Origin of the sequence: Streptomyces sp. TLI_185, from assembly GCF_003814765.1 — a bacterium.
GTDB lineage: Bacteria > Actinomycetota > Actinomycetes > Streptomycetales > Streptomycetaceae > Streptomyces.
Window position 1 is genome coordinate 2,214,928 of the sequence record NZ_RKRB01000001.1, and the last position, 25,725, is coordinate 2,240,652.

The 25,725-nt window shown below is 69.6% G+C and carries 23 protein-coding genes; 8 read left to right on the plus strand and 15 right to left on the minus strand.

What is annotated here, in order from left to right; all coding sequences use genetic code 11:
* Positions 1–24 precede the first annotated feature (24 nt).
* From EDD92_RS10095 to EDD92_RS10105, 3 genes are read right to left on the minus strand one after another with little or no spacing between them, the layout of a single operon-like run.
* Complete coding sequence (locus EDD92_RS10095) at positions 25–840, minus strand: 3-oxoacyl-ACP reductase (protein WP_123963981.1); 816 nt, start codon at positions 838–840, stop codon at positions 25–27.
* A gap of 6 nt (positions 841–846) precedes the next feature.
* Positions 847–2,211, minus strand: coding sequence for an aldehyde dehydrogenase (locus tag EDD92_RS10100; protein WP_123963982.1), 1,365 nt, complete (start codon positions 2,209–2,211; stop codon positions 847–849).
* 8 nt (positions 2,212–2,219) lie between these two features.
* Positions 2,220–3,590, minus strand: a complete 1,371-nt coding sequence (locus tag EDD92_RS10105; RefSeq protein WP_123963983.1) for a glutamine synthetase family protein — start codon at positions 3,588–3,590, stop codon at positions 2,220–2,222.
* A gap of 94 nt (positions 3,591–3,684) precedes the next feature.
* On the opposite strand from EDD92_RS10105, the gene EDD92_RS10110 reads away from it, so the two are divergent.
* Both EDD92_RS10110 and EDD92_RS10115 read left to right on the plus strand, forming a co-directional pair.
* Complete coding sequence (locus tag EDD92_RS10110) at positions 3,685–4,419, plus strand: FadR/GntR family transcriptional regulator (RefSeq protein WP_123963984.1); 735 nt, start codon at positions 3,685–3,687, stop codon at positions 4,417–4,419.
* 85 nt (positions 4,420–4,504) lie between these two features.
* Positions 4,505–5,218, plus strand: coding sequence for a gamma-glutamyl-gamma-aminobutyrate hydrolase family protein (locus EDD92_RS10115; RefSeq protein ID WP_123963985.1), 714 nt, complete (start codon positions 4,505–4,507; stop codon positions 5,216–5,218).
* Here EDD92_RS10115 and EDD92_RS10120 read toward each other — a convergent pair.
* Entirely contained in the window at positions 5,193–6,158 is a 966-nt protein-coding gene (locus tag EDD92_RS10120; protein ID WP_123963986.1) for an aminoglycoside phosphotransferase family protein, read from the minus strand. The genes EDD92_RS10115 and EDD92_RS10120 overlap by 26 nt on opposite strands.
* A 237-nt stretch (positions 6,159–6,395) precedes the next feature.
* Entirely contained in the window at positions 6,396–7,319 is a 924-nt protein-coding gene (locus EDD92_RS10125) for a LysR family transcriptional regulator (RefSeq protein WP_123963987.1), read from the minus strand.
* Positions 7,320–7,390: 71 nt separating this feature from the next.
* Between EDD92_RS10125 and EDD92_RS10130 the strand changes: the two genes are divergently transcribed.
* Positions 7,391–8,557 carry a TDT family transporter gene (locus tag EDD92_RS10130; RefSeq protein WP_123963988.1) on the plus strand — a complete coding sequence of 389 codons (1,167 nt, stop codon included), beginning with the start codon at positions 7,391–7,393 and terminating at the stop codon, positions 8,555–8,557.
* 73 nt (positions 8,558–8,630) lie between these two features.
* Here the strand turns inward: EDD92_RS10130 and EDD92_RS10135 are convergent, their stop codons facing one another.
* The 4 genes from EDD92_RS10135 to EDD92_RS10150 form a co-directional block, all read right to left on the minus strand.
* A complete protein-coding gene (locus tag EDD92_RS10135) occupies positions 8,631–9,359 on the minus strand; it encodes a helical backbone metal receptor (RefSeq protein WP_123963989.1) in 729 nt (242 codons plus the stop codon).
* 5 nt (positions 9,360–9,364) lie between these two features.
* Positions 9,365–9,940: a helix-turn-helix domain-containing protein gene (locus tag EDD92_RS10140; protein ID WP_123963990.1), complete on the minus strand. Its 576-nt coding sequence runs from the start codon at positions 9,938–9,940 to the stop codon at positions 9,365–9,367.
* 690 nt (positions 9,941–10,630) lie between these two features.
* The gene (locus EDD92_RS10145; protein WP_123963991.1) at positions 10,631–13,246 is read right to left on the minus strand and encodes an ABC transporter permease/substrate binding protein; all 2,616 of its coding nucleotides are present in this window, start codon (positions 13,244–13,246) and stop codon (positions 10,631–10,633) included.
* Positions 13,239–14,327, minus strand: a complete 1,089-nt coding sequence (locus EDD92_RS10150; RefSeq protein ID WP_123963992.1) for a glycine betaine/L-proline ABC transporter ATP-binding protein — start codon at positions 14,325–14,327, stop codon at positions 13,239–13,241. The genes EDD92_RS10145 and EDD92_RS10150 overlap by 8 nt, the downstream gene beginning before the upstream one ends.
* 142 nt (positions 14,328–14,469) lie before the next feature.
* Between EDD92_RS10150 and EDD92_RS10155 the strand changes: the two genes are divergently transcribed.
* The 3 genes from EDD92_RS10155 (at position 14,470) to EDD92_RS10165 (ending at position 16,725) form a co-directional block, all read left to right on the plus strand.
* Complete coding sequence (locus EDD92_RS10155) at positions 14,470–14,823, plus strand: hypothetical protein (RefSeq protein ID WP_260326449.1); 354 nt, start codon at positions 14,470–14,472, stop codon at positions 14,821–14,823.
* A 21-nt stretch (positions 14,824–14,844) separates the two neighbouring features.
* The gene (locus EDD92_RS10160) at positions 14,845–15,774 is read left to right on the plus strand and encodes a 5'-3' exonuclease (protein ID WP_030945888.1); all 930 of its coding nucleotides are present in this window, start codon (positions 14,845–14,847) and stop codon (positions 15,772–15,774) included.
* A 102-nt stretch (positions 15,775–15,876) separates the two neighbouring features.
* Positions 15,877–16,725 carry a siderophore-interacting protein gene (locus EDD92_RS10165; protein WP_123963993.1) on the plus strand — a complete coding sequence of 283 codons (849 nt, stop codon included), beginning with the start codon at positions 15,877–15,879 and terminating at the stop codon, positions 16,723–16,725.
* A 69-nt stretch (positions 16,726–16,794) separates the two neighbouring features.
* On the opposite strand, the gene EDD92_RS10170 is transcribed toward EDD92_RS10165, so the two are convergent.
* From EDD92_RS10170 to EDD92_RS10180, 3 genes are all read right to left on the minus strand, one after another.
* Positions 16,795–17,571, minus strand: coding sequence for an ABC transporter permease (locus EDD92_RS10170; RefSeq protein ID WP_123963994.1), 777 nt, complete (start codon positions 17,569–17,571; stop codon positions 16,795–16,797).
* Positions 17,568–18,584 carry an ATP-binding cassette domain-containing protein gene (locus EDD92_RS10175; protein WP_123963995.1) on the minus strand — a complete coding sequence of 339 codons (1,017 nt, stop codon included), beginning with the start codon at positions 18,582–18,584 and terminating at the stop codon, positions 17,568–17,570. Before EDD92_RS10175 ends, EDD92_RS10170 begins: the two co-directional genes overlap by 4 nt.
* A gap of 169 nt (positions 18,585–18,753) precedes the next feature.
* Positions 18,754–19,374 (minus strand): PadR family transcriptional regulator, encoded by a 621-nt coding sequence (locus tag EDD92_RS10180; RefSeq protein ID WP_123963996.1) that lies wholly within the window; start codon positions 19,372–19,374, stop codon positions 18,754–18,756.
* A 228-nt stretch (positions 19,375–19,602) separates the two neighbouring features.
* Between EDD92_RS10180 and EDD92_RS10185 the strand changes: the two genes are divergently transcribed.
* Entirely contained in the window at positions 19,603–21,168 is a 1,566-nt protein-coding gene (locus EDD92_RS10185; protein ID WP_123963997.1) for an amino acid permease, read from the plus strand.
* Positions 21,169–21,492: 324 nt separating this feature from the next.
* Positions 21,493–21,801: a hypothetical protein gene (locus EDD92_RS10195; RefSeq protein ID WP_123963999.1), complete on the plus strand. Its 309-nt coding sequence runs from the start codon at positions 21,493–21,495 to the stop codon at positions 21,799–21,801.
* 782 nt (positions 21,802–22,583) lie between these two features.
* Here EDD92_RS10195 and EDD92_RS10200 read toward each other — a convergent pair.
* The 3 genes from EDD92_RS10200 to EDD92_RS10210 are packed head-to-tail and all read right to left on the minus strand — an operon-like array spanning position 22,584 to position 25,651.
* Positions 22,584–23,165, minus strand: a complete 582-nt coding sequence (locus EDD92_RS10200) for a GNAT family N-acetyltransferase (RefSeq protein ID WP_123964000.1) — start codon at positions 23,163–23,165, stop codon at positions 22,584–22,586.
* 51 nt (positions 23,166–23,216) lie between these two features.
* On the minus strand, positions 23,217–24,566 hold the full coding sequence (locus tag EDD92_RS10205; protein WP_123964001.1) for a cytochrome P450: 1,350 nt from the start codon (positions 24,564–24,566) through the stop codon (positions 23,217–23,219).
* A gap of 53 nt (positions 24,567–24,619) precedes the next feature.
* Positions 24,620–25,651, minus strand: a complete 1,032-nt coding sequence (locus tag EDD92_RS10210; RefSeq protein WP_260327293.1) for a terpene synthase family protein — start codon at positions 25,649–25,651, stop codon at positions 24,620–24,622.
* Between the last annotated feature and the right edge of the window lie 74 nt (positions 25,652–25,725).

A 25,725-nucleotide genomic window follows, 5' to 3' on the forward strand; every position in this document is an offset into this window, starting at 1 on the left:
CGCGTGGACCGTACCGTTTCGTCCCTACAGGGGCGTGACGTACGCGCCCGCGATTCCGCCGTCCACCAGGAAGTCGGTGGCGTTGACGAAGGAGGAGTCGTCGCTGGCGAGGAAGGCGACGGCGGCTGCGATCTCCTCGGCCTCGGCGAACCGGCCGACCGGGATGTGCACCAGGCGGCGGGCGGCCCGCTCGGGGTCCTTCGCGAACAGTTCCTGGAGGAGCGGGGTGTTGACCGGGCCCGGGCAGAGGGCGTTCACGCGGATGCCCTCGCGGGCGAACTGCACGCCCAGCTCGCGGGACATGGCGAGCACGCCGCCCTTGGAGGCGGTGTAGGAGATCTGGCTCGTGGCCGCGCCCATGCGCGCCACGAAGGACGCCGTGTTGATGATGGAGCCCTTGCCCTGCTGCCGCATGTAGGGGATGGCGGCCTTGCAGCACAGGTACACGGAGGTGAGGTTGACCTCCTGGACGCGCTTCCATGCCTCCAGGCCGGTCTCCAGGATGGAGTCGTCGTCCGGAGGGGAGATGCCCGCGTTGTTGAAGGCGATGTCGACGCTGCCGTAGGTGTCGAAGGCCGTCTTGAAGAGGGCCTCGACCTGCTCGGCGTCGGTGACGTCGACCTTCACGAAGGTCCCGCCGACCTCGTCCGCAGCCGCCTTGCCGCGGGCCTCGTCGACGTCGCCGCAGACGACGTGCGCGCCCTCGGAGGCCAGCCGGCGCGCGGTGGCGAGGCCGATGCCGCTGCCGGCACCGGTGATGACGGCCGTGCGGCCCACCAGGCGGCGGCAGCCGGGGGCCTGGGGGGAACCCCCAGGAGATGTAACAGTCTGTTCGGTCATGAGCGGTCAGGCCTCCGTGCTGATGAAGACGTTCTTGGTTTCGGTGAAGGCGGTCAGGGCGTCCGGGCCGAGCTCGCGGCCCAGGCCGGACTGCTTGTAGCCGCCGAAGGGGGTCCAGTAGCGGACGCTGGAGTGGGAGTTGACGGAGAGGTTGCCGGCGCGGACGGCTCGCGAGACGCGCAGGGCGCGGCCCAGGTCGCGGGTCCACAGTGAGCCGGCCAGGCCGTACGGGGTGTCGTTGGCGAGGCGGATCGCGTCGGCCTCGTCGGTGAAGGGCAGCAGGACGGCGACGGGGCCGAAGATCTCCTCGCGGGCCGCGTCGGAGTCGTGCCGCTCGCCGGTGAGGACGGTCGGCGGGAACCAGAAGCCGGGCCCGTCGGGGGCGCTGCCGCGCAGGGCCGGGGCCTCGTCGGGCACGAACGACCGTACGCGGTCCAGCTGCTGACGGCTGATCAGCGGACCCATCTGGGTCTTCTCGTCGGCCGGGTCGCCCACCACGACCGTGGACAGCGCGTCGGCGAGCAGTTCGCGGACCTCGTCGTACACGGACTCCTGGACCAGGATCCGGGTGCGGGCGCAGCAGTCCTGGCCAGAGTTGTCCAGGAAGGAGAAGGGGTCGACGGCGGTCCTGAGATCGGCGTCGGCGAAGACGATGTTGGGGCTCTTGCCGCCGAGTTCGAGGGTGACCGGCTTGACCAGTCGGGCGCAGCGCTCCATGACCTCGCGGCCGGTGCGGGTGGAGCCGGTGAACACGATCTTCGCCACGTCGGGGTGGTCGACGAGGGCGCGGCCTGCGATGTGACCATAACCGGGGACGACCTGGAAGAGATGCTCCGGCAGGCCCGCCTCCAGGGCGAGTTCGGCCAGGCGCAGGGCCGTCAGCGGGGTGGTCTCGGCGGGCTTGAGGACCACCGCGTTGCCCGCCGCGAGTGCGGGGAAGGCCCCCCAGGCGGCGATGGGCATCGGGAAGTTCCAGGGGGCGATGACACCGACCACGCCGAGCGGTTCCTGGAAGGTGACGTCCCAGCCGCCGGTCACGGGGATCTGCTTGCCGAGGAGGCGTTCGGCGCCGCCCGCGGAGTACAGCAGGAGGTCGCGGGCGTTGCCGGCCTCCCAGCGGGCGTTGCCGAGGACATGGCCGGCCTCGCGGACCTCCAGCTGGGCCAGCTCCTCGACGTGTGCGTCGACGACGTCGGCGAAGCGGCGCAGCAGTCGGGCCCGGTCGGCGGGGGCTGCGGCCGCCCAGGTCCGCTGGGCGGCGGCCGCGCGGGCGACGGCGCGGTCCACGTCGGCCGCGTCGGCGGCGGGGAGGGTGGCGACGACCTCCTCGGTGGCGGGGTTCAGTACGACGAGTTCGTGCTCGGCAGACAACAGGGGCCTCACATGCGTTCGAAGGAGCGGCGCAGCTCCCAGTCGGTCACCGCGGCGTCGAAGGCCTCGAGCTCGACGCGCGCCATGTTGCGGTAGTGCGCGACGACCTCGTCGCCGAAGGCGGCCTTGGCGATCGGGCTGTTCTCCCAGAGCTCGGCGGCCTCGCGCAGGGTGGTCGGGACGTGCTCGTACTCGGCGGTGTACGCGTTCCCCGGGCAGGGCTCGGGCAGCTCCAGCTTCTGCTCGATGCCGTACAGTCCGGCCGCCACCAGCCCGGCGACGGCGAGATGCGGGTTGACGTCACCGCCGGGCAGCCGGTTCTCGAAGCGCATCGAGCGGCCGTGGCCTACGACCCGCAGGGCGCAGGTGCGGTTGTCGTGGCCCCAGGCGACGGCGGTCGGGGCGAAGGAGCCCGGCTGGAACCGCTTGTAGGAGTTGATGTTGGGGGCGTACAGGAGCGAGAAGTCCCGCAGGGCGGCGAGCTGTCCGGCGAGGAAGTACCGCATGACGTCCGACATGCCGCCGGGGTCGTCGGAGGAGCCCGCCATGGCGTTGTTGCCGGCCGCGTCCGCGAGGGAGAGGTGGATGTGGCAGGAGTTGCCCTCCCGCTCGTTGTACTTGGCCATGAAGGTGATCGACACGCCCTCCTGGGCGGCGATCTCCTTGGTGCCGGTCTTGTAGATCGCGTGCTGGTCGCAGGTGACGAGGGCGTCGTCGTAGCGGAAGGCGATCTCGTGCTGGCCGGGGTTGCACTCGCCCTTGGCGGACTCGACGGTGAGGCCGGCGCCCGCCATTTCATTGCGGATACGGCGGAGCAGGGGCTCGATCCGCCCGGTCCCGAGGACCGAGTAGTCGATGTTGTACTGGTTCGCCGGTGTCAGCCCTCGGTAGTTTGCGTCCCATGCCTGTTCATAGGTGTCCTTGAAGACGATGAACTCGAGCTCGGTGCCGACCTGGGCGGTGAAGCCGTGCTCGGCGAGGCGCTCCAGCTGGCGGCGGAGGATCTGGCGCGGGGCGGCGACCACGGGCGAGCCGTCGTTCCAGGCGAGGTCGGCGATCAGCATGGCCGTACCGGCGTTCCAGGGCACCCGGCGCAGGGTGCGCAGGTCCGGGTGCATGGCGAAGTCGCCGTAGCCGCGCTCCCAGGAGGACATCGCGTATCCGTCGACCGTGTTCATCTCGGTGTCGACGGCGAGGAGGTAGTTGCAGCCCTCGGTGCCGTGGTGGAGGACCTCGTCGAGGAAGAAACGTGCGGCGAACCGCTTGCCCTGGAGCCGCCCTTGCATGTCGGGGAAGGCCAGGACGACAGTGTCGATCTCACCGCTCGCGACGAGGGCATGCAGTTCCTCGACGCTGAGCGGGGGTGTGCGGTCTGCCACGGGAGAGCTCCTTCGGCTGCTGACGCTTTTTCGACCGGGCCGGAAGCCATAAGGTATTGCGGAGAACCATTGCTTGGGAAGGGGGTGCGGCGGGATGTCGCTGGATCCGGACGGCAGCCTGGAGGACCGGTTGACACCGGTACTGCGGCCGGTGCGGGCGGGCAACGGCTTCGAGGAGGCACTGGAGCAGATTCTGCAGGTCGTACGGCTGGGTCTGGTGCCGGGCGGCGACCGGCTGCCGGCCGAGCGGGAGCTGGCGGAGCGGCTCGGGATCAGCCGGGTGACACTGCGCGAGGTGCTGAAGGTGCTGCAGGACCAGGGTCTGGTGGAGTCCCGGCGCGGGCGCTACGGCGGCACGTTCGTCCTGCCGCGCACGGACGCGGGCGGCGAGGACGAGCTGCGGCGCCGCATCGCCGAGGTCGACATCGAGGACGTCCTGCGTTTCCGGGAGGTCCTGGAGGTCGGGGCGGCGGGGCTGTGCGCGACGCACGGCCTGGGCAGGGAGCAGGCGGACCGGCTGCGCGAGGCCCTGGCCCGCACGGGCGACGCACCGCTCGCCGACTACCGGCGTCTGGACACGATGCTGCATCTGACGCTGGCCGAGCTCTGCGGATCTCCGACGCTGACCGCGCAGTACGCGGCGGTCCGGGCGACGGTGAACGACCTGCTCGACTGCATTCCGCTCCTCGTCCGCAACCTGGAGCACTCGCAGCGGCAGCACGTCGCGCTGGTGGAGGCGGTCCTGGACGGGGACTCGGACGGGGCGCGGGAGATGATGCGGGAGCACTGTGCGGGGACGGCGGCGCTGCTCAGAGGGTTCCTGGCGTGAGGGGCCGGGGCTGTGGAGGCCTTGCCTTCGAGAGGCCCTGTCACCAAAGGTACGAATACAATCCTTTGCCGGACCGGGAGGACGCATGGCGGACGGGCCACTGATCGGCATCAGTACGTATCTGGAGGCCGGGGCACGCTGGGGCGTGTGGGAGCTGGAGGCCGCGCTGCTGCCGGTCGGCTATCCGCGGCTGGTGCAGCGGGCGGGCGGGCTGGCCGTGATGCTGCCGCCGGACGCGCCGGAGCACGCCTCCGCGACCGTCGCGCGTCTCGACGGTCTGGTGATCGCGGGCGGTCCGGACGTCGAGCCGGTCCATTACGGCGCGGAGCCCCATCCGCGGACGGGCCCACCGGCCCGTGCCCGGGACGCCTGGGAACTGGCGCTGATCGATGCGGCCCTGGCCGCCCGAGTCCCCCTGCTGGGCATCTGCCGGGGCATGCAGCTCCTGAACGTCGCCCTGGGCGGCACGCTCGTCCAGCACATCGACGGCCACGCCGAGGTCGTCGGCGTCTTCGGCGACCACCCGGTCAAGCCGGTGCCCGGCACGCGGTACGCCGCCGCCGTGCCCGAGGAGACGTCCGTACCGACGTATCACCACCAGGCCGTCGACCACCTCGGCACCGGCCTGATCCCTTCGGCCCACGCGGCGGACGGGACGGTGGAGGCGCTGGAACTGCCGCCCGCGGACGGCTGGGTGCTGGGCGTGCAGTGGCATCCGGAGATGGGCGACGACCTGCGGGTGATGCGGGCGCTGGTGGAGGCGGCTGCTTCGGCTACGAGGTCCTCAGCCGTCTCCTGAGCCAGGCGAGGGCGGCGTCGCCCTGGGCGCGCTGGAAGGCACGCAGGGTGGGAAGGCCGGGCGGAGCCGGCAGCAGGGACTTCTCCATGAAGAACCCGGCCAGAGCCGCGAGCGCGGCGGTGACGCCTACCGGATCCGCGTCACGGCCCAGCGGATGCGCCGTGAACACCTGCTCCGGGTCCGGACCGCCCTGGGCCCGTACACACGGCAGCATGACCAGCAGGTCGAACCAGGGTGCGGCGCGCACCGCGTGCGGCCAGTCGACGAAGACGACCCGGTCCTCGGCGGTGAGCAGCATGTTGTCGGCGCGCAGGTCGGCGTGGGCGAGGGTGTCGCCGGACGCAGCCCGGGTCCAGTCCGCGGCAATGTCGGCGAGGCGGGGCAGTTGGGCGAGAGTCCAGGCGTCGAGGCGTCCGCGGACCTCGTGCTCCGGCTGTGCCCGCAACCGCTGCCAGCCGGAGAAGTCGTCGGCGAGCGCTTCGGCCACGGCCGGTGCATCCACCGGGGACGGGGTGAGAATACGGCCGAGTTCTGCCACGGCGTCGAGGACGCGCTGCAACTCCCGCTTCCGCCAGGGGACATGGGGCTGGCGGCCGGGGATCTCCTCCAGGACCAGGGCGACCCAGGTGCCGTCGTCATAGGTGCCGAGGAGGCGGGGTGCGGGGACGGTGTGCGGGAGGGCGGCGGTGTGGCGGGCCTCGGTGCGGTGCAGGGTGGGGCTGTGCGGGTTGGTGTCCGCGCTCACCGCCTTGACGAAGGCGCGGCGGCCGTCGGCGGTCCGGATGCGGGCGGCTGTGCCTGGGGAGAAGCCGCCGGGCTGGGTGACGGCGTGGACGACGGGGGTCCCGCCGAGCACGTCTGCGACGGCGTTGCGCACGGTGGCCGGGAGTGCGTCCCAGGGTGTGCGGACGCCTGCGGCGGGCGGGGCGGGGGTGGTCATGCGGTTCATGGTGCGGTCCGGCGCCCCCCGCCCGCCAAGGGTTTTCGCCCCCGCCGCCCCTACCCGTCCCGACCCGGGGGCCAGCCCCCGGACCCCCGCTCCTCAAACGCCGGAGGGGCTGAGTTTTCAGCCCGTCCGGCGTTTGAGGACGAGGCCGTTCAGGCCGAAAGCGGGGGTCTGGGGGCGGCAGCCCCCAGGGACGGGACGGGAAGGGGCGGCGGGGGCGAGGAAAAAACGTTACCCCCGGGTCAGCGACAACAGCTCCCGTGCCGGCCCCACCGGCCGATGCCCCGTCGGCCACACCGCCCGCAGATCCCTGGCCAGCGCGACGCCGTCGACCGGCACCGACACCAGGCGCCGCATCCCAAGCTCCTCCCCCACCGCCAGCTCACTCAGCACCGCCGGCCCCGCCCCACTGACCGCCGCAGCCTTCACCGCAGTCGTCGACGACAGTTCGATCAGCGGCCGCGCCAACCCGCCCAGCGCCGCATCCAGGACCTGCCGGGTCCCTGAACCCTTCTCCCGCAGAATCAGGGGCGTCGCCGCCAGCTCCGAGGCCTCCAGCGGTCGCCGGCGGCGGGCCCACGCATGTCCCGGTGCCGTCACCACGATCAGCCGGTCGTGGGCGATCACCGTCGAGTCCAGGCCCGGCGGCACACTGACCCCCTCCACAAAACCCAGGTCCGCCTCGCCCGACAGCAACCGCTCTCCCACCGCCGCCGAGTTGCCCGCAAGCAGGGACACCGCCGTGTCGGGACGCTGGGCGCGCAGCGCCAACAGCCAGCCGGGGAGCAGGTATTCGGCGATGGTCATGCTCGCCGCCACCCGCAACCGGGAGTCCCGCCGGTCCCGCAGCGCCTGCGCCCCCACGTCGAAGGCCTCCGCCGCCTCGACGATCCGCCGCGCCCAGTCCGTGACCAGCGCACCGGCGTCCGTGAGGCGGGAGCCGCGCGGTGAACGGTCGACGAGGGCCACACCCAACTGCCGTTCCATGGACCGGATCCGGCTGCTCGCCGCCGGCTGCGTGATCCCCACCTCCCGCGCGGCCCCGCCCAGACTGCCGAGCCGCGCCACCGCCAGCAGCAATTCCAGCGCCCCGAGATCAGGCACCCGATGCGCCAGCGGGACCACGACGGCCGGCGGCTCCTCCCTGTTACTCATAACTCCAGCTTATGCCCTCATAGAGACATGCTCCCTGGTTGCAGGGGACCGGCAGCGAGACAGTGAATGCCATGGTCACAGCAGCCCAGCCCCTTCCGCGTGCCACCGCACGCCCCCCGCGCGCCACGGCCGTCCGTCATCTCGGGCCCAACTGGTACGCCACCGTCATGGGCACCGCCATCGTCGCCACCGCAGGGTCGGCGCTCCCCCTCCACGTCCCCGTCCTGCGCACCGCCTGCGCAGCCGTGTGGGCCCTCTCACTCGGCCTCCTGCTCGCTCTGCTGACCGCCCGCGCCCTGCACTGGAGGCACCACCGCGACCAGGCCCGCGCCCACCTCCTCGACCCGGCGACGGCACCGTTCTACGGGTGTCTCGCCATGGCCCTGCTGGCCGTCGGCGGCGGCGCCGTCACCGTCGGCCGGTACTGGATCGGACCGGACGGCGCGCTCGTTCTCGACGCCGTGCTGTTCACCGCCGGGACGGCGGTGGGGCTCGCGGCTGCCGTCGCCGTCCCGTACCTGATGGCCGTACGACACAAGGTCGAGCCGGAGCAGGCCACGCCGGTGTGGCTGCTGCCTGTCGTCGCGCCCATGGTGTCCGCGGCGCTCGGGCCGCTTCTCGTGCCGCACCTGCCTGCCGGGCAGCCCCGGGAGACACTCCTGTTCGCCTGCTTCGCGATGTTCGGGCTCAGTCTCCTCGCGACCCTGCTGATGCTGCCGGTGATCTTCGGTCGGCTGATCACCGGCGGTCCGCTGCCCCTCGTCCTGACCCCGACTCTGTTCCTGGTGCTCGGGCCGCTGGGGCAGTCCACCACCGCGGTCGGCAAGTTCGCGGACGTCGCACCGGGGGTCGTACCGGCGCCGTACAGCGAGGGTTTCGGCATCCTCGCCGTCCTGTACGGCGTGCCCGTCATGGGCTTCGCACTGCTCTGGCTGGTGTTCGCCGCCGCGCATGTGGTGCGGGCGCGGCGGCAGGGCATGGGCTTCGCGATGACGTGGTGGGCGTTCACCTTCCCGGTCGGGACGTGTGTCACGGGCGCCGAGGCGCTCGCCCGGCACACCGGGCTCGTCGTGTACGACTGGCTCGCGGTCGGGCTGTACGTCCTGCTCGTCGCCGCCTGGGGCACGGCCGCCCTGCACACGGCTCGTGGTCTGGTCGGCGGAGTGCTGCCGAGCGGTTCGGGCGAAGTCCGCTGCCGCGCGGCGGAGCCGCATGTCGATACTGCGGCCGCGCCCTGAAGGGGCACGGGGCTGCGTGGATACGCGTCTCCGCCGCGCGGGCGCGACCAGCCACGACGCACCCGCAGACAGTTCACCGCACATCCCGCGGAGCGCTTCTCAGCGCCTCGCCCAGCACCCGCGGCGCCTCGGTCAACGACGGCCCGTACCAGGTCAGATGACGTCCGCTGACCAGTGCGCACTTCAGCCCCGGGAACGCCTCCGGGCCGTCGTCGGCCGTGAAGCGGTACGGCTCGTCCGGCAGTACGACCACGTCCGGGGCGGCCGCCCGCAACTCGTCGAGCGGGATGCGGGGGTAGCGGTCGGGGTGGGTGGCGTAGAGGTGGTCGACGCCGAGGCGGGACAGCACGTCGCCCGCGAAGGTGTCCCGGCCCAGGACCATCCAGGGGCGGCGCCAGATCGGGACCACGGCCGTCGTACGGTGCTCGGGGCGCGGCAGGCGGGACCAGGCCGTCTCGGCCTCGTCGAGCCAGCGGGGGCGGGACTTCGCGCCGCAGGCCTCCAGCACCCGGGCGAGCTCCGCAAACGCCTGTGGTATGTCACATACCACCGTCACCAGGACCTCGACGCCCGCCGCGCGCAGCGCCGCCAGGTCGGGTTCGCGGTTCTCCTCCGCATTGGCCACCACCAGGTCGGGGGCGAGCGCGAGGATGCGGTCGAGTTTCGGGTTCTTGGTTCCGCCGATGCGGGGGACGTCCAGGTCCGCGGGGTGCGTGCACCAGTCGGTCGCGCCGACCAGGGCCCCCGGTACCGACACCGCGACCGCCTCCGTCAGCGACGGGACGAGGGAGACGACACGCACCGGCACTACCGCGACCGGTTCTGGACCGCCTCGACGTGCTCGGCCACCGCGACGACGACCACGCGCGTGTCCGACACGGTCGCCCGCCACCGGTGGCGTACGCCGCCGGTCAGGTACAGCGTGTCGCCGCGGCCGAGCCGGTAGGCCCGCCCCTCGGCCTCGATCTCCACCGCGCCGTCGGCGACGTACATCAACTGGTCGTTGCGGTACTGGAATTCGCGGCCCGCGTCATGGTCCCCGGTGAACTCCGAGGCGTGCATCTGGTGGTGCCCCCGCACCAGGGAACGCGCCCGCGGTTCGGCCGCCGGCTCTGGTTCGGCGCGCACGACATCGACGCTGCACGCGGGGTCGGCGGCGGCGAGGAGTTCCACGGCGGTGGTGCGCAGGGCGTCGGCGACCTTCTCGAGGGACGTTCTGCTGGGCCGCGCCCGATCGTTCTCGACCTGGCTCAGGAACGGAACCGACAGGCCGCTGCGCTCGGCCACGACGGCGAGGGTGAGCTGCAGCGCCCGACGGCGTCGCCGCACGGCCGCGCCCACTCGCAGGGGCTGATCCTTGTGGTCGTCTTTGTGGTCGCCCATCGCTCCGGCTCCCTCCTTCGCTCGTGGTCCGTATGGCGCGGTTCCGTGTGCCGTGCACCGGCGTCCGGGGCAGCACTTCGGATGAGGTTTCTCTGCACCTTACGCAGGTTCGGCAAACCGTTTCATGCGCCCGTCACATCCCCGTAAACACTGCGTGCGGTCAATTCGCCAACTCTGGCCCGCGGATGAGCTCTCCGGACTCCCCGGGCGCGGATTCCTCCTTCGGGACGAAGCCGCTGACCAGCAGGGCCTCAGGGCGGTCCGGGCCGGTCGCGGGGGCCGTGGGCGGTCGGCGCGGGCGCGGCGCTCTCCGGAGGTGCGGATCGCCTTCCGGTCGGCCGGTCCGGTGCCGGGATCCCGGGCGTACGGCCGCCGGTTTCCGACGTCGGCGGGGCAGCGCCCAGTTGGCGTTGCGTGTCGCGGTCCGGCCGGTCATGGCTGGTCAGTTCGATGGTGTCGCCATGCATCGAGGTGATGTCCGGGGTGCCTTCGGCACGGACGGCCGGGGTGCGCGGCGCGGTGCATGTGCGGTCGGCACTTCCGGCGGGGAGGACGGTGAGGCTTGGGTGATGACATAGCCCTACGTGGTTGGCCGGATCCTTTTCGTACGCCCTTCACGCGCGCATAGGCGGCCCGTCGCGAAACGGACCGCCCACGCGCGCGTGCTCCCCTACCGGAGTGTCGTCGGGCCTACTGAGGTGTCATCCGGCCGACCACGTCCGGGTGCTCCTTGGCCCAGGCGGCGACGGCCTCCTCCTCATGGCCCTGGCCGCGCTTGTTGATCTCGGCCTCAAGGCTGCCGAGCTCCGCCTCGCTCATGTGGAAGCCCTTGATCCACTTGGTGAGCTGCGGGTACTGCCCGGGGAACTTCTCGTTGGTGATGGTGCGGATCGTGTTGCCCTCGCCGAAGAGCTTCTTGTCGTCCTTCAGCTTGGTCAGGTCGTAGCGGCTGTACGCCCAGTGCGGCGACCACAGCACCACGGCAACGGGCTCCTTCTTGGCATAAGCCCGCTTGAGCTCGGCCAGCATCGCCGGGGTGGAGCCGTCGACGACCTTGTACTCCTTGTCCAGGCCGTAGCCCGGCAGAACCTTCGTCTTGAGGAGGTTCATCTCACCGGTGCCCGGCTCGATGCCCATGATCTTCCCGCCGAAGGTGCTCGCCTTGCCCTTGAGGTCGTCGTAGGACTTCACGCCCTTGACGTACGAGGGCACGGCGACCTCCAGCGAGGTCGGCTGGTACCAGGTGCCGAGGTCCTTGAGTCTGTCCTTGTTCTTGTCCCAGTAGTTCTGCTGCGCGTACGGCAGCCACGCGTCGAAGTTGACGTCGAGGTCACCGGAGGCGAGGCCGGTGTAGACCGGGCCGACGTCCATCTGCTTGAGGTGCAGCTTGTAGCCGCGCCGCTCCAGGACGTTCTTCCAGAGGTACGTGACGGCGATGTCCTCGTCCCAGGGGAACCAGGCCACGTTGACGGTCCGCTTGGCCTCGGCGGGGGTCGGGCCCGAGCCGCCGGCGACGGGGGCAAGCTTGTCGACGACGCCGGGGTTCTTCTTCAGCCAGGCGCGCACGGCATCCTGCTGCTTGCCCTTGCCCACCTTGTTGATCTCGGACTCGAGGCTGGTGAGCTGCTTCTCGCTCATCCTGAAGTTCTTCAGCCACTTGCCGACGGTGGGGTTGTCCGCCGCGAAGCCCTTGCGGGCCAGCGTGTGCACGCCGTCGCCCTTGCCCCAGGCGCCCTTCGGGTCCTTGAGCTTCTTCAGGTCATAGTCGCTGTACGCCCAGTGCGGCGACCACAGAGTCACCACGATCGGCTCCTTCTTGGAGTACGCGCGCTTCAGCTGGGCCAGCATGGCGGGCGTGGAGCTGTCGACGACCTTGTACTCCCCGTCGAGGCCGTACTCCTTGAGGACCTTGCTCTTGAGCAGGCTCATCATGCCGGCGCTGGACTCGATGCCGGTGATCTTGCCGTCGAACTCGGAGGCCTTGCCCTTGAGGTCGGCGAGGGAGTTGACGTCCTTCATGTACGACGGCACGGTCAGCTCCAGGGACGTCTGCCCGTACCAGGAGCCGAGGTCGTCGAGCTTGCTGCCGTACTTCTTCCAGTACTCGGCGTGCGTGGTCGGCAGCCAGGCATCCGTCTGGAAGTCGAGCTGACCCGAGGCGAGCGAGGTGTAGAGCGGGCCCGCTTCGAGCTGCTTTGCCTCGACGTCGAAGCCGCGCTGCTCAAGGACCTCCTTCCACAGGAAGGTGGAGGCGACGCCCTCGTCCCAGGGGATGTAGCCGATGGTGATCTTCTTGCCCTGGCCGACGTTCGTCGCGTTCGAGGCAGCGGTCACGCCGTTCGAGCCGCCGAAGATGCCCATGCCGCCCGCGACCAGCGCGAGAACGACGACTCCGATGACCGCGACCGCGGGACGCGGGCGGAAGTTCCAGATCGTCACGCCGTGGTCGGCGCGCAGCTTGGCGAGGGCCCGACGGCCCGTCGGGGACGCCTGGGTGCCCAGGGCGCTGGTCATGCGGTCGAGGTAGATCGCCAGGATCACGATGGAGATGCCGGCCTCGGAGCCGAGGCCGACGTTGAGCTGGCCGAGGGCCTCGTTCACGTCGGCGCCCAGTCCGTCGGCGCCGACCATGCCCGCGATGGCCGCCATGGACAGGCCCAGCATGATGACCTGGTTGACGCCGGCCATGATCGTGGGAAGTGCGAGCGGGAGCTGGATACGCAGCAGGGTCTCGCGCGGGGTGGTGCCGAACGCGTCGGCGGCCTCGACCAGTTCCTTGTCGACCTGACGGATGCCCAGCTCCGTCATGCGGACGCCGGGGGCCAGGGCGAAGATCAGGGTCGCGACGATGCCGGCGGGGGCTCCCGAACCGAAGAAGAGGATGGCCGGGATGAGGTAGATCATCGCGGGCAGCGTCTGCATGAAGTCGAGGACAGGCCGCACGAGGGCGCTGACCCGGTCCGAGCGGGCCGCCCAGATGCCGACCGGCACTGCGACGACCAGGGCGATTATCGTCGCGACGAGGACGAGTGACAGCGTCATCATCGCGTGGTCCCACAGTTCGAGGGAGTCGACGAACGCGAATCCGACAAAGGTCAGCACACCCGCGACCACGCCGCGCAGCCAGAGCGCGATCACTGCGAAGATGCCCGCGAGCAGCAGAGGGTGCGGTGCCTGCAGGACGGCGTCGATACCGTCGAAGGAGCCCTCGAAGACGGTCTTGAAGAAGTCGAACAGCCAGGCCATGTGGTCGAGCAGCCAGTCGACCGTGCTGTTGACCCAGTCGCCGAACGGAATCCTAGGCACTGGCGATCACCTTCTCGCCGCCCTGGTCGCGAGGGGAGTCGCACAGCGCGGGTTCGCCCTGCTCGTCGCCGAGGAAGCCGACGAGGCGCTGTCTGCGTACGACACCGACAAGCCCCCGTTTCGCGTCGAGGACGGCGACCGGGTGCGTCAACCGGGCGCTGATCGCGCAGAGTTCGGCAATCGGCGTGTCGGGCGTCGCGGTCTCGCAGCGGCAGTCGGCCTCGTCGCCGCGAACGTCCTCGTCCATGACGGCGGACGCGGTCAGGACGCGGGAACGGTCGACGTCCTGGATGAAGGAAGCAACGTAGTCGTTGGCCGGGCGGACGAGGATGTCCTCGGCAGTGCCGGTCTGGACGATGCGGCCGTCACGCATGACGGCGATGCTGTCGCCCAGACGCATGGCCTCGTTGAGGTCGTGGGTGATGAAGACGATGGTTTTCTTCAGGCTCCGCTGCAGTTCGAGCAGCTGGTCCTGCATGTCGCGGCGGATGAGCGGGTCCAGGGCGCTGAACGACTCGTCCATCAGCAGCAGGTCGGCGTCGGTGGCGAGGGCGCGGGCGAGGCCGACGCGCTGCTGCATACCGCCGGAGAGCTCGTCGGGCCAGGACTTCTCCCAGCCGGCCAGTCCACACAGGGCCAGCGCCTCGCCGGCGCGCTGCTCGCGCTCGGCGCGGGGCACGCCCTGCACGGCCAGGCCGTAGGCGGCGTTCTCGAGGACGCTGCGGTGCGGGAACAGCGCGAAGTGCTGGAAGACCATGCTGATCTTCCTCGCGCGGACCGCGCGCAGTTCGCGGTCGCCGAGCGCGGTCAGGTCCTGGCCGTCGAAGCGGACCTGTCCCGCGGTCGGCTCCAGCAGGCCGTTGAGCATGCGCAGCAGCGTGGACTTGCCGGAGCCGGACAGGCCCATGACGACGAAGATCTGGCCCGGTTCCACGGTGAAGGAGGCGTCGATCACGGCGGCTGTGGTGCCGTCGGCGCGCAGCTCCTCCCGGTCGGCTCCCTGTCGGAGCCGCTCGACGGCATGGTCGGGTCGTCTGCCGAACACCTTGTAGAGATGTTCGGCCTCAAGCCTGGAGGACACGCGCGCCTCTCGTCTCGGGGGGTCAGGGGGACAGGGGGCGCGCCTGCCCCCGGCCGACCAGGGCAAACGCGGGAGTGGTTCAGTTCACAACCAGTGCGTAGGATCACCGCCGGTGCTTCACATCGGTATGGGGGGGACGGCTGTGGAACGACCGGACGACAGACGTGCGTCGGTGCTGCGCTTCGCGACGGAGCTGGTGGCCTGGGTCGCCACGCCCTGGGCCCTGTGGCCGCACTCCTGGCCGCTCGCCGTGCTCGCGGTGCTGGTGCTGATCGGTCTGCCGACCGTCTTCTCCACTGCGGGTGACAAGGCGCACGTGATCGTGCCGGTTCCGGGCCCGGTCACGATCCTGCTCGTACTGCTCCAGCTCGCCGCGGCCCTGGTGTCGGCGTGGTGGGTCTGGCCCGTCTGGGCGGCCGTCCCGGTCTCCCTCCTGGTGGCCGCCACCCTCGTCACGGAACGCCCGCGCTGGCGGTGGCTGCTCGCCGACGCGTGACTGTCAGTCCCGTACGGCATGATGCGAGGCGTGACCGGACGACTGATGCTCCTCGACACCGCCTCGCTCTATTTCCGCGCCTACTTCGGCGTGCCGGAGTCCGTGAAGGCCCCGGACGGCACGCCGGTGAACGCCGTGCGCGGGCTCCTCGAATTCATCGACCGCCTGGTCAAGGACCACCGCCCCGACCACCTGGTGGCGTGCATGGACGCCGACTGGCGCCCTCAATGGCGGGTGGACCTGATCCCCTCCTACAAGGCGCACCGTGTCGCCGAGGAGCACGAGGTGGGCCCGGACGAGGAGGAGGTGCCGGACACGCTCTCCCCTCAGGTGCCGGTCATCGAGGCGGTCCTCGACGCGCTCGGCATCGCGCGCGTGGGCGTCGAGCCGTACGAGGCGGACGACGTGATCGGCACGTTCACCGCGCGGGCGAAGGGCCCGGTCGACATCGTCACCGGCGACCGCGACCTGTACCAGCTGGTGGACGACGCGCGCGGGGTGCGCGTGCTCTACCCGCTCAAGGGCGTCGGCACGCTGCAGCTCACCGACGAGGCGTGGCTGCGCGAGAAGTATGGGGTGGACGGCAAGGGGTACGCGGATCTGGCGCTGCTGCGCGGCGACCCGAGCGACGGCCTGCCGGGCGTGCCGGGCATCGGTGAGAAGACGGCCGCGAAGCTGCTCGCCGAGTTCGGGGACCTGGCCGGGATCATGGCCGCGGTCGAGGACCCGAAGGCGAAGCTCACGCCGTCGCAGCGCAAGCGCCTGGACGAGTCGCGGCCTTACGTCGCCGTCGCCCCGAAGGTGGTGAAGGTCGCGGACGACGTCCCGCTGCCGGACGTGGACACGGCCCTGCCGCACGCCCCGCGCGACTCGGCGGCGCTGGACGAGCTGGCGGTCCGCTGGGGACTGGGCGGCTCGTTGCAGCGTCTGCTGACGACGCTGGGGATGTGACGATTCCGGCGACGCGCACTCATCGAGCCTTCATGGGAGAGGTGTTAACCGAGGGAAGGTGCTAACTTAGGTAAACCTAAGCTTGCGAACAGGGAGGCCGCCATGGCAGAACGCCCGGCACGGAAGCCGCGGAAGGCCCAGTCCGCGCAGGTCGTCCGCACGGAACGGCTGACTCCGCACATGCAGCGCGTGGTCCTCGGTGGTGAGGGTCTGGCCGGGTTCGCGGCGGACACCTGCACCGACCACTATGTGAAGCTGCTGTTCCCGCCGGCCGAGGGTGTTGCCTATCCCGAGCCCTTCGACCTGGAGCGCATCCGCGAGGAACTTCCGCGCGAGCAGTGGCCGGTGACCCGGACGTACACCGTGCGGGCCTGGGATCCGGTCCACCGCGAGCTGGCGCTGGACTTCGTGATCCACGGCGACGAGGGTCTGGCCGGCCCCTGGGCGGCGCGCGTCCAGCCGGGCGAGACCGTGCACTTCATGGGCCCCGGTGGCGCCTACGCCCCGGACATCAGCGCCGATTGGCATCTGCTCGTCGGCGACGAGAGCGCCCTGCCCGCGATCGCCCGCTCCCTGGAGTCGCTGCCGGACGGCACGACGGCGCATGCCTTCGTGGAGGTCTCGGGCCCCGAGGAGGAGCAGAAGATCGACTCCGACGTGGAGGTCGTCTGGCTGCACCGCGGGGACCGGCCCGTCGGCGAGGCGCTGGTCGAGGCCGTACGGTCGCTGCGGTTCCCGGAAGGCCGGATGCACGCCTTCGTGCACGGCGAGGCGCACTTCGTGAAGGAGCTGCGCCAGCTGCTGCGCTGCGACCTGGCGATCCCGCGCGAGGACCTGTCGATCTCCGGTTACTGGCGGCTCGGTCACAACGAGGACGGCTGGCAGGCCTCCAAGCGGGAGTGGAACGCGCGTATCGAGGCGGAGCAGGAGAGCGCGGCGTCCGCCGCGTGAGACGTCCGAAGGGGCGACACCTCGGCGAGGTGCCGCCCCTTCGTTGTTGCCGTCACACCGGGGCGGCGCTCACACCGACCGCTGGTACGAGCGGAAGGTCCGGATCGACAACCACACCGCCGCCACCGCGAACGCCAGCAGCGCCCCGCCGCGACTGAGCACGTCACCCCAGTCGGGGTGCTCGGACAGTGCCGAACGGCCAGCGACCATCGCCCAGTTGAGCGGGTTGAAGTCGGCGATGTGCCGCATCCAGGACGGCATCTGGGACGGCGCCATGAAGGCACTCGAAAGAAACGTCAGCGGCAGCAGCAGGAAGGTGTTGATGCCGATGATCGACTCCCGCTCCTGCACCAGCATGCCCAGCGCGTTGGACAGCGCCCCGAAGATGGTGCCGAGCAGCACGGAGGCGAGGACCAGGATCGCGATGCCGCCGATGCCGCCCGGGTAGTCGGCGCCTCCAGCCAGGGCGAGCAGCACGATGACGACCGACTGGAAGGCGGTGACCAGGCCGTTGTTGACGACGTTGCCGTTCATCAGCGCGGCCCGGCTGACCGGCGTGGTCAGGAAGCGGTTGAGCGTGCCCCGCTGGATCTCCTCCAGCGTGCCCATCCCGGCCCACATGTTGGAGCTGAGCGCACTCATCACGACCACGCCCGGGACGAGGTAGTCGAGGTACGTGGTCGTCCCGAAGCCGCCCAGCTCGACCACCTTCTTGAAGAGGTTGCCGAACAGGAACAGCCAGATCACCGGCTGGATCAGGGTGATGACCGCGTACGCGGGCTGCCGTGTGAACACCATGAGCTGACGCTGCGTCATGTACCAGGTCTGGGAGACGGCCGTGCTCATCGCGCACCTCCGGCGAGGACGAGGTTCTCGGTGGCTTCGGCATCGGCCTCGGAGTAACGGCGGCCGGCGTAGCGGAGGTAGACGTCGTCGAGGGAGGGTCGGGCGACGGTCGCGGCGGCGACTCCCACCCCGGCCCGCTCCAGCGCCCCGAGCAGTGCGGGTACGGCGGCCGCCCCGTCGTCGGCGCGGACGCTGACGCGGCGCCCGTCGACCAGCACCTCGTGCATCCCGGGCAGACCGCCGAGGGCGCCTTTGAGCAGCGTACGGCCGGCCTCTCCGAGCGCCTCCCGCAGCTCCAAGTGGACGGCGTCGCCGCGCAGTTCACCCTTGAGAGAGTCCGGGGTGCCCTCGACGACGACCCGGCCGCGGTCGACGATGGCGATGCGCTCGGCGAGCCGGTCGGCCTCCTCGAGGTAGTGCGTGGTGAGCAGGATCGTCAGACCCTCCTCCCCTGCGAGCCGGTCGATCTCGTCCCACATCGCGGTGCGGGCCTCGGGATCCAGGCCGGTGGTGGGTTCGTCGAGGAAGAGCACCTCGGGCCGGTGCACCAGACCGAGCGCGACGTCGAGTCGGCGTCGCATACCGCCGGAGTAGCCCTTGACCGGACGCCTCGCGGCGTCGGCGAGACTGAAGCGGTCGAGCAGCTCGTCCACCCGCCTGCCGAGGGCGGCGCCCTTCAACCCGTAGAGCCTGCCCTGGAGTTGGAGGTTCTCGCGGCCGGTGGCGACCGGATCGGCGCCGGAGCTCTGGGCGACCACGCCGATCGCGCGGCGCACCCGGTCCGGGTGGCGCAGCACGTCGTGTCCGGCGACGGTGGCGGTGCCCGAGTCGGGCTTCGCGAGGGTGGTGAGGATCTTGACGGTGGTGGACTTGCCGGCGCCGTTGGGCCCGAGGAGGCCGAAGACGGTGCCCGGTTCGACGGTGACGTCCATGCCGCACAGGGCGGTGACCTCACCAGGGTAGGTCTTGATCAGCTGGCGCGCCTGCACTGCGGGCGCACGGGTAGCACTCACGACTGCTCTCCTGAATGAGCGGATGACAACTGATCCGTCCGCTTGAAGAGCGCCGGGCTATCCTGGGTGTGCCGCACCTCGATCGCCTGGAGCCGCTTCACGGCGGATTCAGTTCGGGGTTCGAGACCCCGGCCCAGCTGCTGCAACAGCCCGGCCGGGGTCTGTTTCGTCAGGTGAACTCCGGTGGCAGCTCCCCCGTTTCGTGGAAGCGGCGCCACCCGTCAACGCCCGGCAGCGAGCCCTTCTCGATCTCCTCCAGGAAACCGCGGACCCATTCCGCCTGCGCCTCGACCATGTGCAACTGGTACTCGACCTCGACGAGGAAGAGCCGCGGGAGCGTCTGGCAGAGCTTCTCCAGCGCGGCGCGCCCGCTCACAGCCTCCACCTCGAGGTTCTGCAGCCGCTCCTGGAGCAGCCGCACCACCTCGTCGGGAGGCAGGGCCCCGAGCAGCGACAGGGCGGTCTCGAAGATCGGGAACTCCTTGGCCGGGACGGCCAGCAGATCGGACAGCCAGTCGGCCATCTCTTCCCGCCCCGCCTCGGTGAGCCCGTAGACCGTGCGCTCGGGCCGGTTGCCCTGCCGCTCGACGTCCGCGACCTCGACGAAGCCGTGCTTCTGGAGGTTCTGCACGACCGTGTAGAGCGAGCCGTACTTGATCTTCGTGCTGACGTCCTTGCCCTGTCGGCGCAGGGTCTGGGCGATCTCGTACGGATGCATCGGCTTCTGCCAGAGCGTGACCATCACGGCGAGCGCCAGCGGGTTGCTGAGCTTGCGGCGCTTCATCGCCATGACCAATCACCTCGCTTACGAATATCCGTGACCGAACATATCGCGATCCTCGACCGGGCGTCAATACACACGATGTATCGCGTTTCTGGCTGCATGGCAAGACGTGAGGACTTGGGCCCGCCGTGGACATGACGGCGTGACACACACGAAACAGCCCGTCCCTAATTTCTGTCGCCTGACAGGAACCTCGCACCACTCTCCGCTCCCGCGCCGAAGGCAGGTGCCGCCGTGACGACAACCACCCCCTCCGACGTACGCCCCGACCCTCCGCACTCCCCCGACGACGGCTCCCTCGCGGAGTTCGGCTACCGCCAGGAACTGCACCGCAGCCTGGGCAGGTACGCCTCCTTCGCGGCCGGGTTCTCCTTCATCTCCGTCCTGACGACCGTCTTCCAGTTCTTCGCCTTCGGGTACGCGTTCGGCGGCCCGGTCTTCTTCTGGGCCTGGCCGGCGGTGCTGGTCGGGCAGCTGCTGGTGGCCGCGTGCTTCGCGGAGCTGGCCGCCCGGTATCCGATCTCTGGCGCCATCTACCAGTGGTCCTCGCGTCTTTCGAACCCCACCTTCGGCTGGTTCGCCGGCTGGATCATGGTGATCGGACAGATCGTGGTGGTCGCGGCGGCGGCGCTGGCGCTGCAGATGGTGCTGCCGGCGATCTGGACGGGCTTCCAGCTCGTGGGCACCGACCCGGCGGTGACGTCGGAGGACGGCGCGGCGAACGCGGCGGTCCTCGGAGTGATCCTGCTGGTGCTGACCACGCTCGTGAACATCGTGGACAACCGGGTGATGTCCGTGATCAACCGGGTCGGCGTGACCGCCGAGATCATCGGTGCAGTGCTGATCGTCGTGCTGCTGCTCACCCACTCGACGCGCTCCCCCGGCATCACCTTCCACACCACGGGAGCCGCAAGTTCCGGCCTGTTCGGGGCGCTTGCCGTGGGTTCCTTCACAGCGGCGTACGTGATGATCGGCTTCGACAGCGCGGGTGAGATGAGCGAGGAGACACACCACCCCCGGCGTACGGCGCCCCGCACGATCCTCACCGCACTCGGCGCCGCGGGCCTGCTCGGCGGCCTGGTCATCCTGGGCGGCCTGCTCGCCGCGCCCAGCCTGACCGACGGCCGGCTGGGCGTCGACGGCCTGAGCTACGTCCTCACCAGCCGCCTCGGCGACGGCCTCGGAAAGGTGCTGCTGGCCGACGTGGTGGTGGCGATCGCGGTGGCCACCCTCGCCATCCAGACCGCGGCCTGCCGGATGCTGTTCTCGATGGCCCGCGACGGCCAACTCCCTTTCTCTCGCCGCCTCGCCCGCGTCAACCCGAGCACGGGCATGCCGAACGCCCCCGCCCTCGTCGTCGGCGTCCTAGCCGCAGCCCTCCTGCTGCTCAACTTCGCCTCTCCGGACGCCTTCCTGGCCATCGGCACCACCTGCATCGTGATGCTGTACCTGGCGTATGCGATGGTCACGGGCCCGCTCCTGATCCGCCGGCTGCGCGGCGAGTTCACCTCCGAAGGCACCGACGAGACGGGCGGCCGGCTCTTCTCCCTCGGCCGCTGGGGCATCCCCGTCAACGCCCTCGCCCTCCTCTACGGCCTCCTCATGACGGTCAACCTGGCCTGGCCGAGGGCGGCTGTGTACGACCCGGCGGGCGGGCACTGGTACTTCCAGTGGTTCACGGTGTTGTTCCTGCTGGTCACCGTAGGGATCGGATTCCTGCACCGGGCCGTGAGGGCACCACGAGGGCACTCGACTCAGGAACCGGCCCTTGAGGAACCTCTCCCAGAACCGACTCAATAGCGTCCGCCGTGGTGTCCTCGCCAGTCGGCCAGAGGCCGGTGTACTTGTCGAGCGTGATGCTCGGCTTCGAGTGGCCGAGGCTCACCTGGACGGTCTTGACGTTCTCGTTCTTCTTGATCAGGCACGAGGCGTAGAAGTCCCGGAGGCTGTGCAGGGTGCACTTCTCCGGGACACGCACACGTTCCGGCTCGGCGCCCTCGGGTTTCCGCCTTCCAGACACGCGACCAAGTTGACCGACGGATGGGCCTGCCTTTGTCGTCGGTGAACACCAGTGACTTCAATGGCCCGAGGTACTGCGCCCCTTGTCGGGCGTGACGAGTTTCCGTGCTCAAAGAGCGGCAGGCGGCCCTGCCGGACAACAACACCATCGGCATCCTCGCGCTCCCCAGGATGAAGGCTCTCAAGCAGGCACCGGTCGAGCCCGATCTCTTGATCACCCACCGGGGGAGGCCAGGGGGCATCGAAGTCGACGGCCCCTATTTCAAAGGGATGCGCTCGGATGATTACAGTCGTGAGGGTCTGCTGCGCAACGCTGGGATCAAACACATCGCACGCATCGACGTGCGGGACAGCACGACGAAGGAAGAGGTCGAGAAGTTCGTGACCGACTTCCTGAAACACCTGGTCAGCTGACGGTCGGAAGTCCTACATCGAGGGGTGCGGATACGGCTCGGAGCCCACCGTCCATCGCCGACGTGGCCGCCTGCACGGGGTTCGGGTGGTTCCGGCGAGCGAAGTGCACGACCGCGACATCCCTGAAGTGATCCTCGCAGAGCATGTGCGCGGTTTCGCTGGGCATCTGCGTGTCTCCAGTGCAGCGGACGCACGGTTCACCACGCAGGAACATGACCTCGGTCATGATCTTTCCGTTCCGCTGTGCCTCACTGACCGGAGAAAATCACCAAGAGTCATTGGTGAAACTCGGCGCCCTTCCACGCTGCGCCTTTGCGCAGTCTCTCGGCTACCCCTGAGCTGCATGCCGCTGGAGCATCCACCCAGTACCACGTACGCGTCTCAGCGTGTGTGCGTTCAAAGGGCCGATCGGCCCTTTGACGGTCGCCTCCGCGTGTCGCAGTAACTGCTGGACACCGCCAGGACCCCAGACATCGAGCAACGACCGGAATCGACCGGAACCATCCGTAGCTCATCTGCACTTCTCCGGGACGCGCACACGTTCCGGCTCGACGCACCAACCGGAACACGTTGCCCCAGGTCAGCGCCCCCTTGACGGGATCACCGCAGGTCACCGGGCCCCCGGCACTGGTATTTCCAGTGGTTCACGGTGCTGTCCCTCGCGGCGACGGTGGTGGCCGGTGGCGCGTACCGGGCGTACCGCCGGCGGACGGCGGCCCGGAGTGATGCCACTGTTCAGAAGGCCGCCGTCCAGCCCGGGCCCCCAGCAAGCGCGCGTACGGTCAGTCGCCCTGCACGCGCGCGTGCAGGTGCATGTCGTGCCATCCGTCCTGGTGCCAGCCTGCACTGCGCTTGGTGCCCTCCAGGAGGAAGCCGGCCTTGGCGGCGACCCGGCAGGACGCCCCGTTGGCGGTGGCATGCAGCAGCTCCAGGCGATGGAGGCCGATCTCGTCGAGAGCCCAGCGGGTGAGGGTGTTCGTGGCGCGGGCGGCGACGCCCCTGCCACGGGCCGCCGCCGCGGTCCAGTAGGCGATCGCGGCCAGACCCTCGTCGAGCCGGATGTCGCGCAGCGCCACCCGCCCCAGCAAGCGGTCGGTGTCCGCGTCGGTGATGGCCCACTGCGCATCCCGCTCCCCGCGCCAGCTCCTCTGCCACTCCTCGATCCAGCCGGCGACCTCCTCGACGGAGTCGGCCGACCTGACGTGCCACTGGTGAATCAGCGGGTCCTGGAAGGCGGCATGGACGGCCGGGGCGTCCGCCGCTCGCCACGGGCGCAGGAGGAGGCCGTCGCCGGTGGACAACGCGGGCTGAGGGGTGCCGGCGAGGCTTCCGGCGGGCACGACGGGGGGAGCGGTGAAAGGCATGATCCGCATCCTGCCAACGGGCAGGGAGGAGCCCAACGGGTTTTCCGACGACTACCGGCCCACGGCACCCCTCTCCAGACACTCCACCCGGACACGCACCTTGTCGGGGTTCAGAGTCATACGGGGTTCGACGCGCGGCAGTTGAAGGTCGTTGTGCGAGAGCCGCCAGCGGGCCACGATCGTGGACAGCGCCAAGGTCGCCATGGTCATCGCGTAGTTGTCGCCGATGCACTTGCGCGCGCCGCCGCCGAACGGAATGAAGGCACCGCGCACGTGTTCCTGCTCCGGAAGCCAACGGTCGGGATCGAAGCTGCTGGGGTGCGGATTGAACCGTGCGTCGTGGTGCATGAGATATGCGCTGTAGACGAGCGTGGTTCCGGGCGGAATCACGGCGTCCGCCAGCCGGGCCTCGGTGGTGGTCGTCCGGGTGAAGATCCATCCGGGCGGGTAGAGGCGCAGTGTCTCGGTGATGACCCGGCGTGCAAGGTCGAGCCGGGGGAGATCGTCCCAGGTGGCCGTTCGGGTGCCGAGAACCTCATCCGTCTCGGCGCGCAACCGCTCCTGGAGTTCGGGGTGTTGGCACAGGAGATGGGCAGCCCACGTAAGGGCCACCGCAGTGGTGTCGATGCCGGCGACGAGCAGGGTCATGATCTGAGCGTGGATCTCGGCGTCGCTCAGGGATCGTCCCTCGTCGTCACGGGTCTCGAGGAGCATCGACAGCACATCGCCGTGGGATTTCTCGTCCTGCCGGTACAGACTGATCGTCTTGCTCACCGCGGCCCACGCCCGGTCGCGAGCACGCTCGTAGCGCACGTTCGAGGGGAGTGGCAGGCGGCGCAGCAAAGGCGGGAGGACGGCCTGCTGGTAGATGCCCCGGAAGATGTCCGGAAGACATTCCGTGACGGTCTCCACAGCGGGCCCCGCGGCGTCGGCCGTGAACAACGTCCGAGCAATTGTGCCACTCGCGAGAGAATACATCTCCGCGCCTGCATCGATGGCTCGTCCATCGCTCCAGCCGACCGTGAGCGCGTCTATCTGCTCGGTCATGATGGCGGCATATTTCTGCAGGCAGGAACGAGTGAAGGCCGGCTGCAGACTGCGTCGCTGTCGCCGGTGAGCGCTGTGCGGACATGAGGCGATACCGTCCCCGAGCGCGTTTCCGACGCGCTCGATGATGGGTCCGCCCTTGTCGTAGACGCGGTCGTTCAGGAGCATTTCCTGGACGAGTTCGGGTCGGCAGACCACTACGGCCTTTTGCGGACCTAACCGTATCTGTACCAGATCGCCGTATGAGGGGAGGGTTTTCAGGAACTGCAGCGGGTCCCGGAGCAAGGGCAACAGATGCCCGACGAGTGGCAGTGCCCCTGGAGCATGTGTGATGCCTTCACGGTTCGTTGCCATGACATACCAGCCTTCCTTGGCCGATCCAGGTATCGCTCACCGAACGACCGCGACTACGCCGGGATGTACAGTCCTGGGCTCGGGAGCAGCACCTGAAGATGAGCATGCTGCTGATCCGACTCGTCCGAGGCGCTGGGAAGCGAGTAGCGACTGGTGTTCCCGTACCACTGCAGGCACCCGTTCGTCCACTGCCGCATTCCGGCAGTGACCTTCGCAATCGCCTCACGGGTGGCGCGCGGCACGCCACGACTCACCAGGAAGGGCAAGAGCTGCTCTTCGGCGGCCAGGAAGTCGGCCACGCGCGCCTCGACCTTGGCAACGGCCCGGTCGATGGCCTCCTGCAGCGAGATTCCGCCGGCATGCTGCATCACTATGACAACGTTGTGGAAATCTCCACGCGTGCTGTCCAGGTGAACTGAATGCAGGTCGTTCTGCCAGGCGACAACATCGCTCGCGGCTTCGATTATCCGCCTGAACAGACCTGTCCCGTATATGCCTTCTGGAACCTCTGTGTCCTGGCTGAGCTCCACCAGATCGAAGCCGAATTCCATACCTACGGACAACCGCCTGGTCTGGGTGAAACTCTCGATCCCCGGAGGAGTGCCACGGAACCGGTTCTCGGATTCCTCGGCGAATCCCTGGAAGAATAAATCCAGATGCCGGTTGAGCCGTCCATGGAGCGTCGGCGAGAGCCTTTCGCCGGTACGCACGGCCAGATCCGAAAGGGCCTTGGTGAAAGGAGTCTGCTCTCGCGCGGGGGCAGGGTCCTCTCCGGTATTGATGATGTCCATCAGGCGCCGCTGAACCGGAGCCCATGCTTCCGGGGTGTCGTAGACCTTCAACGTGTGCAGGTCGTCCAGGATGAAGGTGAAGAAAAGCCATTCCGCACACAGGCAGAGATCACTGAACGATGCTTCCGGATAGGTCCAGGCGACAAAGCGCCCATAGCCTGCCCGCATCCGCTCCTGGCCGCCTCGCGTCTTGGCCAGCCCGAGGCTCTCTCCGAGTGAGCTGACGTATTCCTCGATCTTCTGGATGTGTGGGCTTACGGCCGGCGGGGTGGGTTCCGCAAACGTCGGGATCATGGCGAGCACGAGGACCTCCATGTCTGGGCGCAGAAGTGGGCTGAGGCAGGTGAGGTGTGGTCAGGTTGCCTGCT

Coding starts and splice junctions, on each gene's coding strand:
- EDD92_RS10095 (WP_123963981.1), bottom strand. CDS start 840: ATGACCGAACAGACTGTTACATCTCCTGGGGGTTCCCCCCAGGCCCCC.
- EDD92_RS10110 (WP_123963984.1), top strand. CDS start 3,685: ATGTCGCTGGATCCGGACGGCAGCCTGGAGGACCGGTTGACACCGGTA.
- EDD92_RS10115 (WP_123963985.1), top strand. CDS start 4,505: ATGGCGGACGGGCCACTGATCGGCATCAGTACGTATCTGGAGGCCGGG.
- EDD92_RS10120 (WP_123963986.1), bottom strand. CDS start 6,158: ATGACCACCCCCGCCCCGCCCGCCGCAGGCGTCCGCACACCCTGGGAC.
- EDD92_RS10125 (WP_123963987.1), bottom strand. CDS start 7,319: ATGAGTAACAGGGAGGAGCCGCCGGCCGTCGTGGTCCCGCTGGCGCAT.
- EDD92_RS10130 (WP_123963988.1), top strand. CDS start 7,391: ATGGTCACAGCAGCCCAGCCCCTTCCGCGTGCCACCGCACGCCCCCCG.
- EDD92_RS10140 (WP_123963990.1), bottom strand. CDS start 9,940: ATGGGCGACCACAAAGACGACCACAAGGATCAGCCCCTGCGAGTGGGC.
- EDD92_RS10160 (WP_030945888.1), top strand. CDS start 14,845: ATGCGAGGCGTGACCGGACGACTGATGCTCCTCGACACCGCCTCGCTC.
- EDD92_RS10165 (WP_123963993.1), top strand. CDS start 15,877: ATGGCAGAACGCCCGGCACGGAAGCCGCGGAAGGCCCAGTCCGCGCAG.
- EDD92_RS10170 (WP_123963994.1), bottom strand. CDS start 17,571: ATGAGCACGGCCGTCTCCCAGACCTGGTACATGACGCAGCGTCAGCTC.
- EDD92_RS10180 (WP_123963996.1), bottom strand. CDS start 19,374: ATGGCGATGAAGCGCCGCAAGCTCAGCAACCCGCTGGCGCTCGCCGTG.
- EDD92_RS10200 (WP_123964000.1), bottom strand. CDS start 23,165: ATGCCTTTCACCGCTCCCCCCGTCGTGCCCGCCGGAAGCCTCGCCGGC.
- EDD92_RS10205 (WP_123964001.1), bottom strand. CDS start 24,566: ATGGCAACGAACCGTGAAGGCATCACACATGCTCCAGGGGCACTGCCA.
- EDD92_RS10210 (WP_260327293.1), bottom strand. CDS start 25,651: ATGATCCCGACGTTTGCGGAACCCACCCCGCCGGCCGTAAGCCCACAC.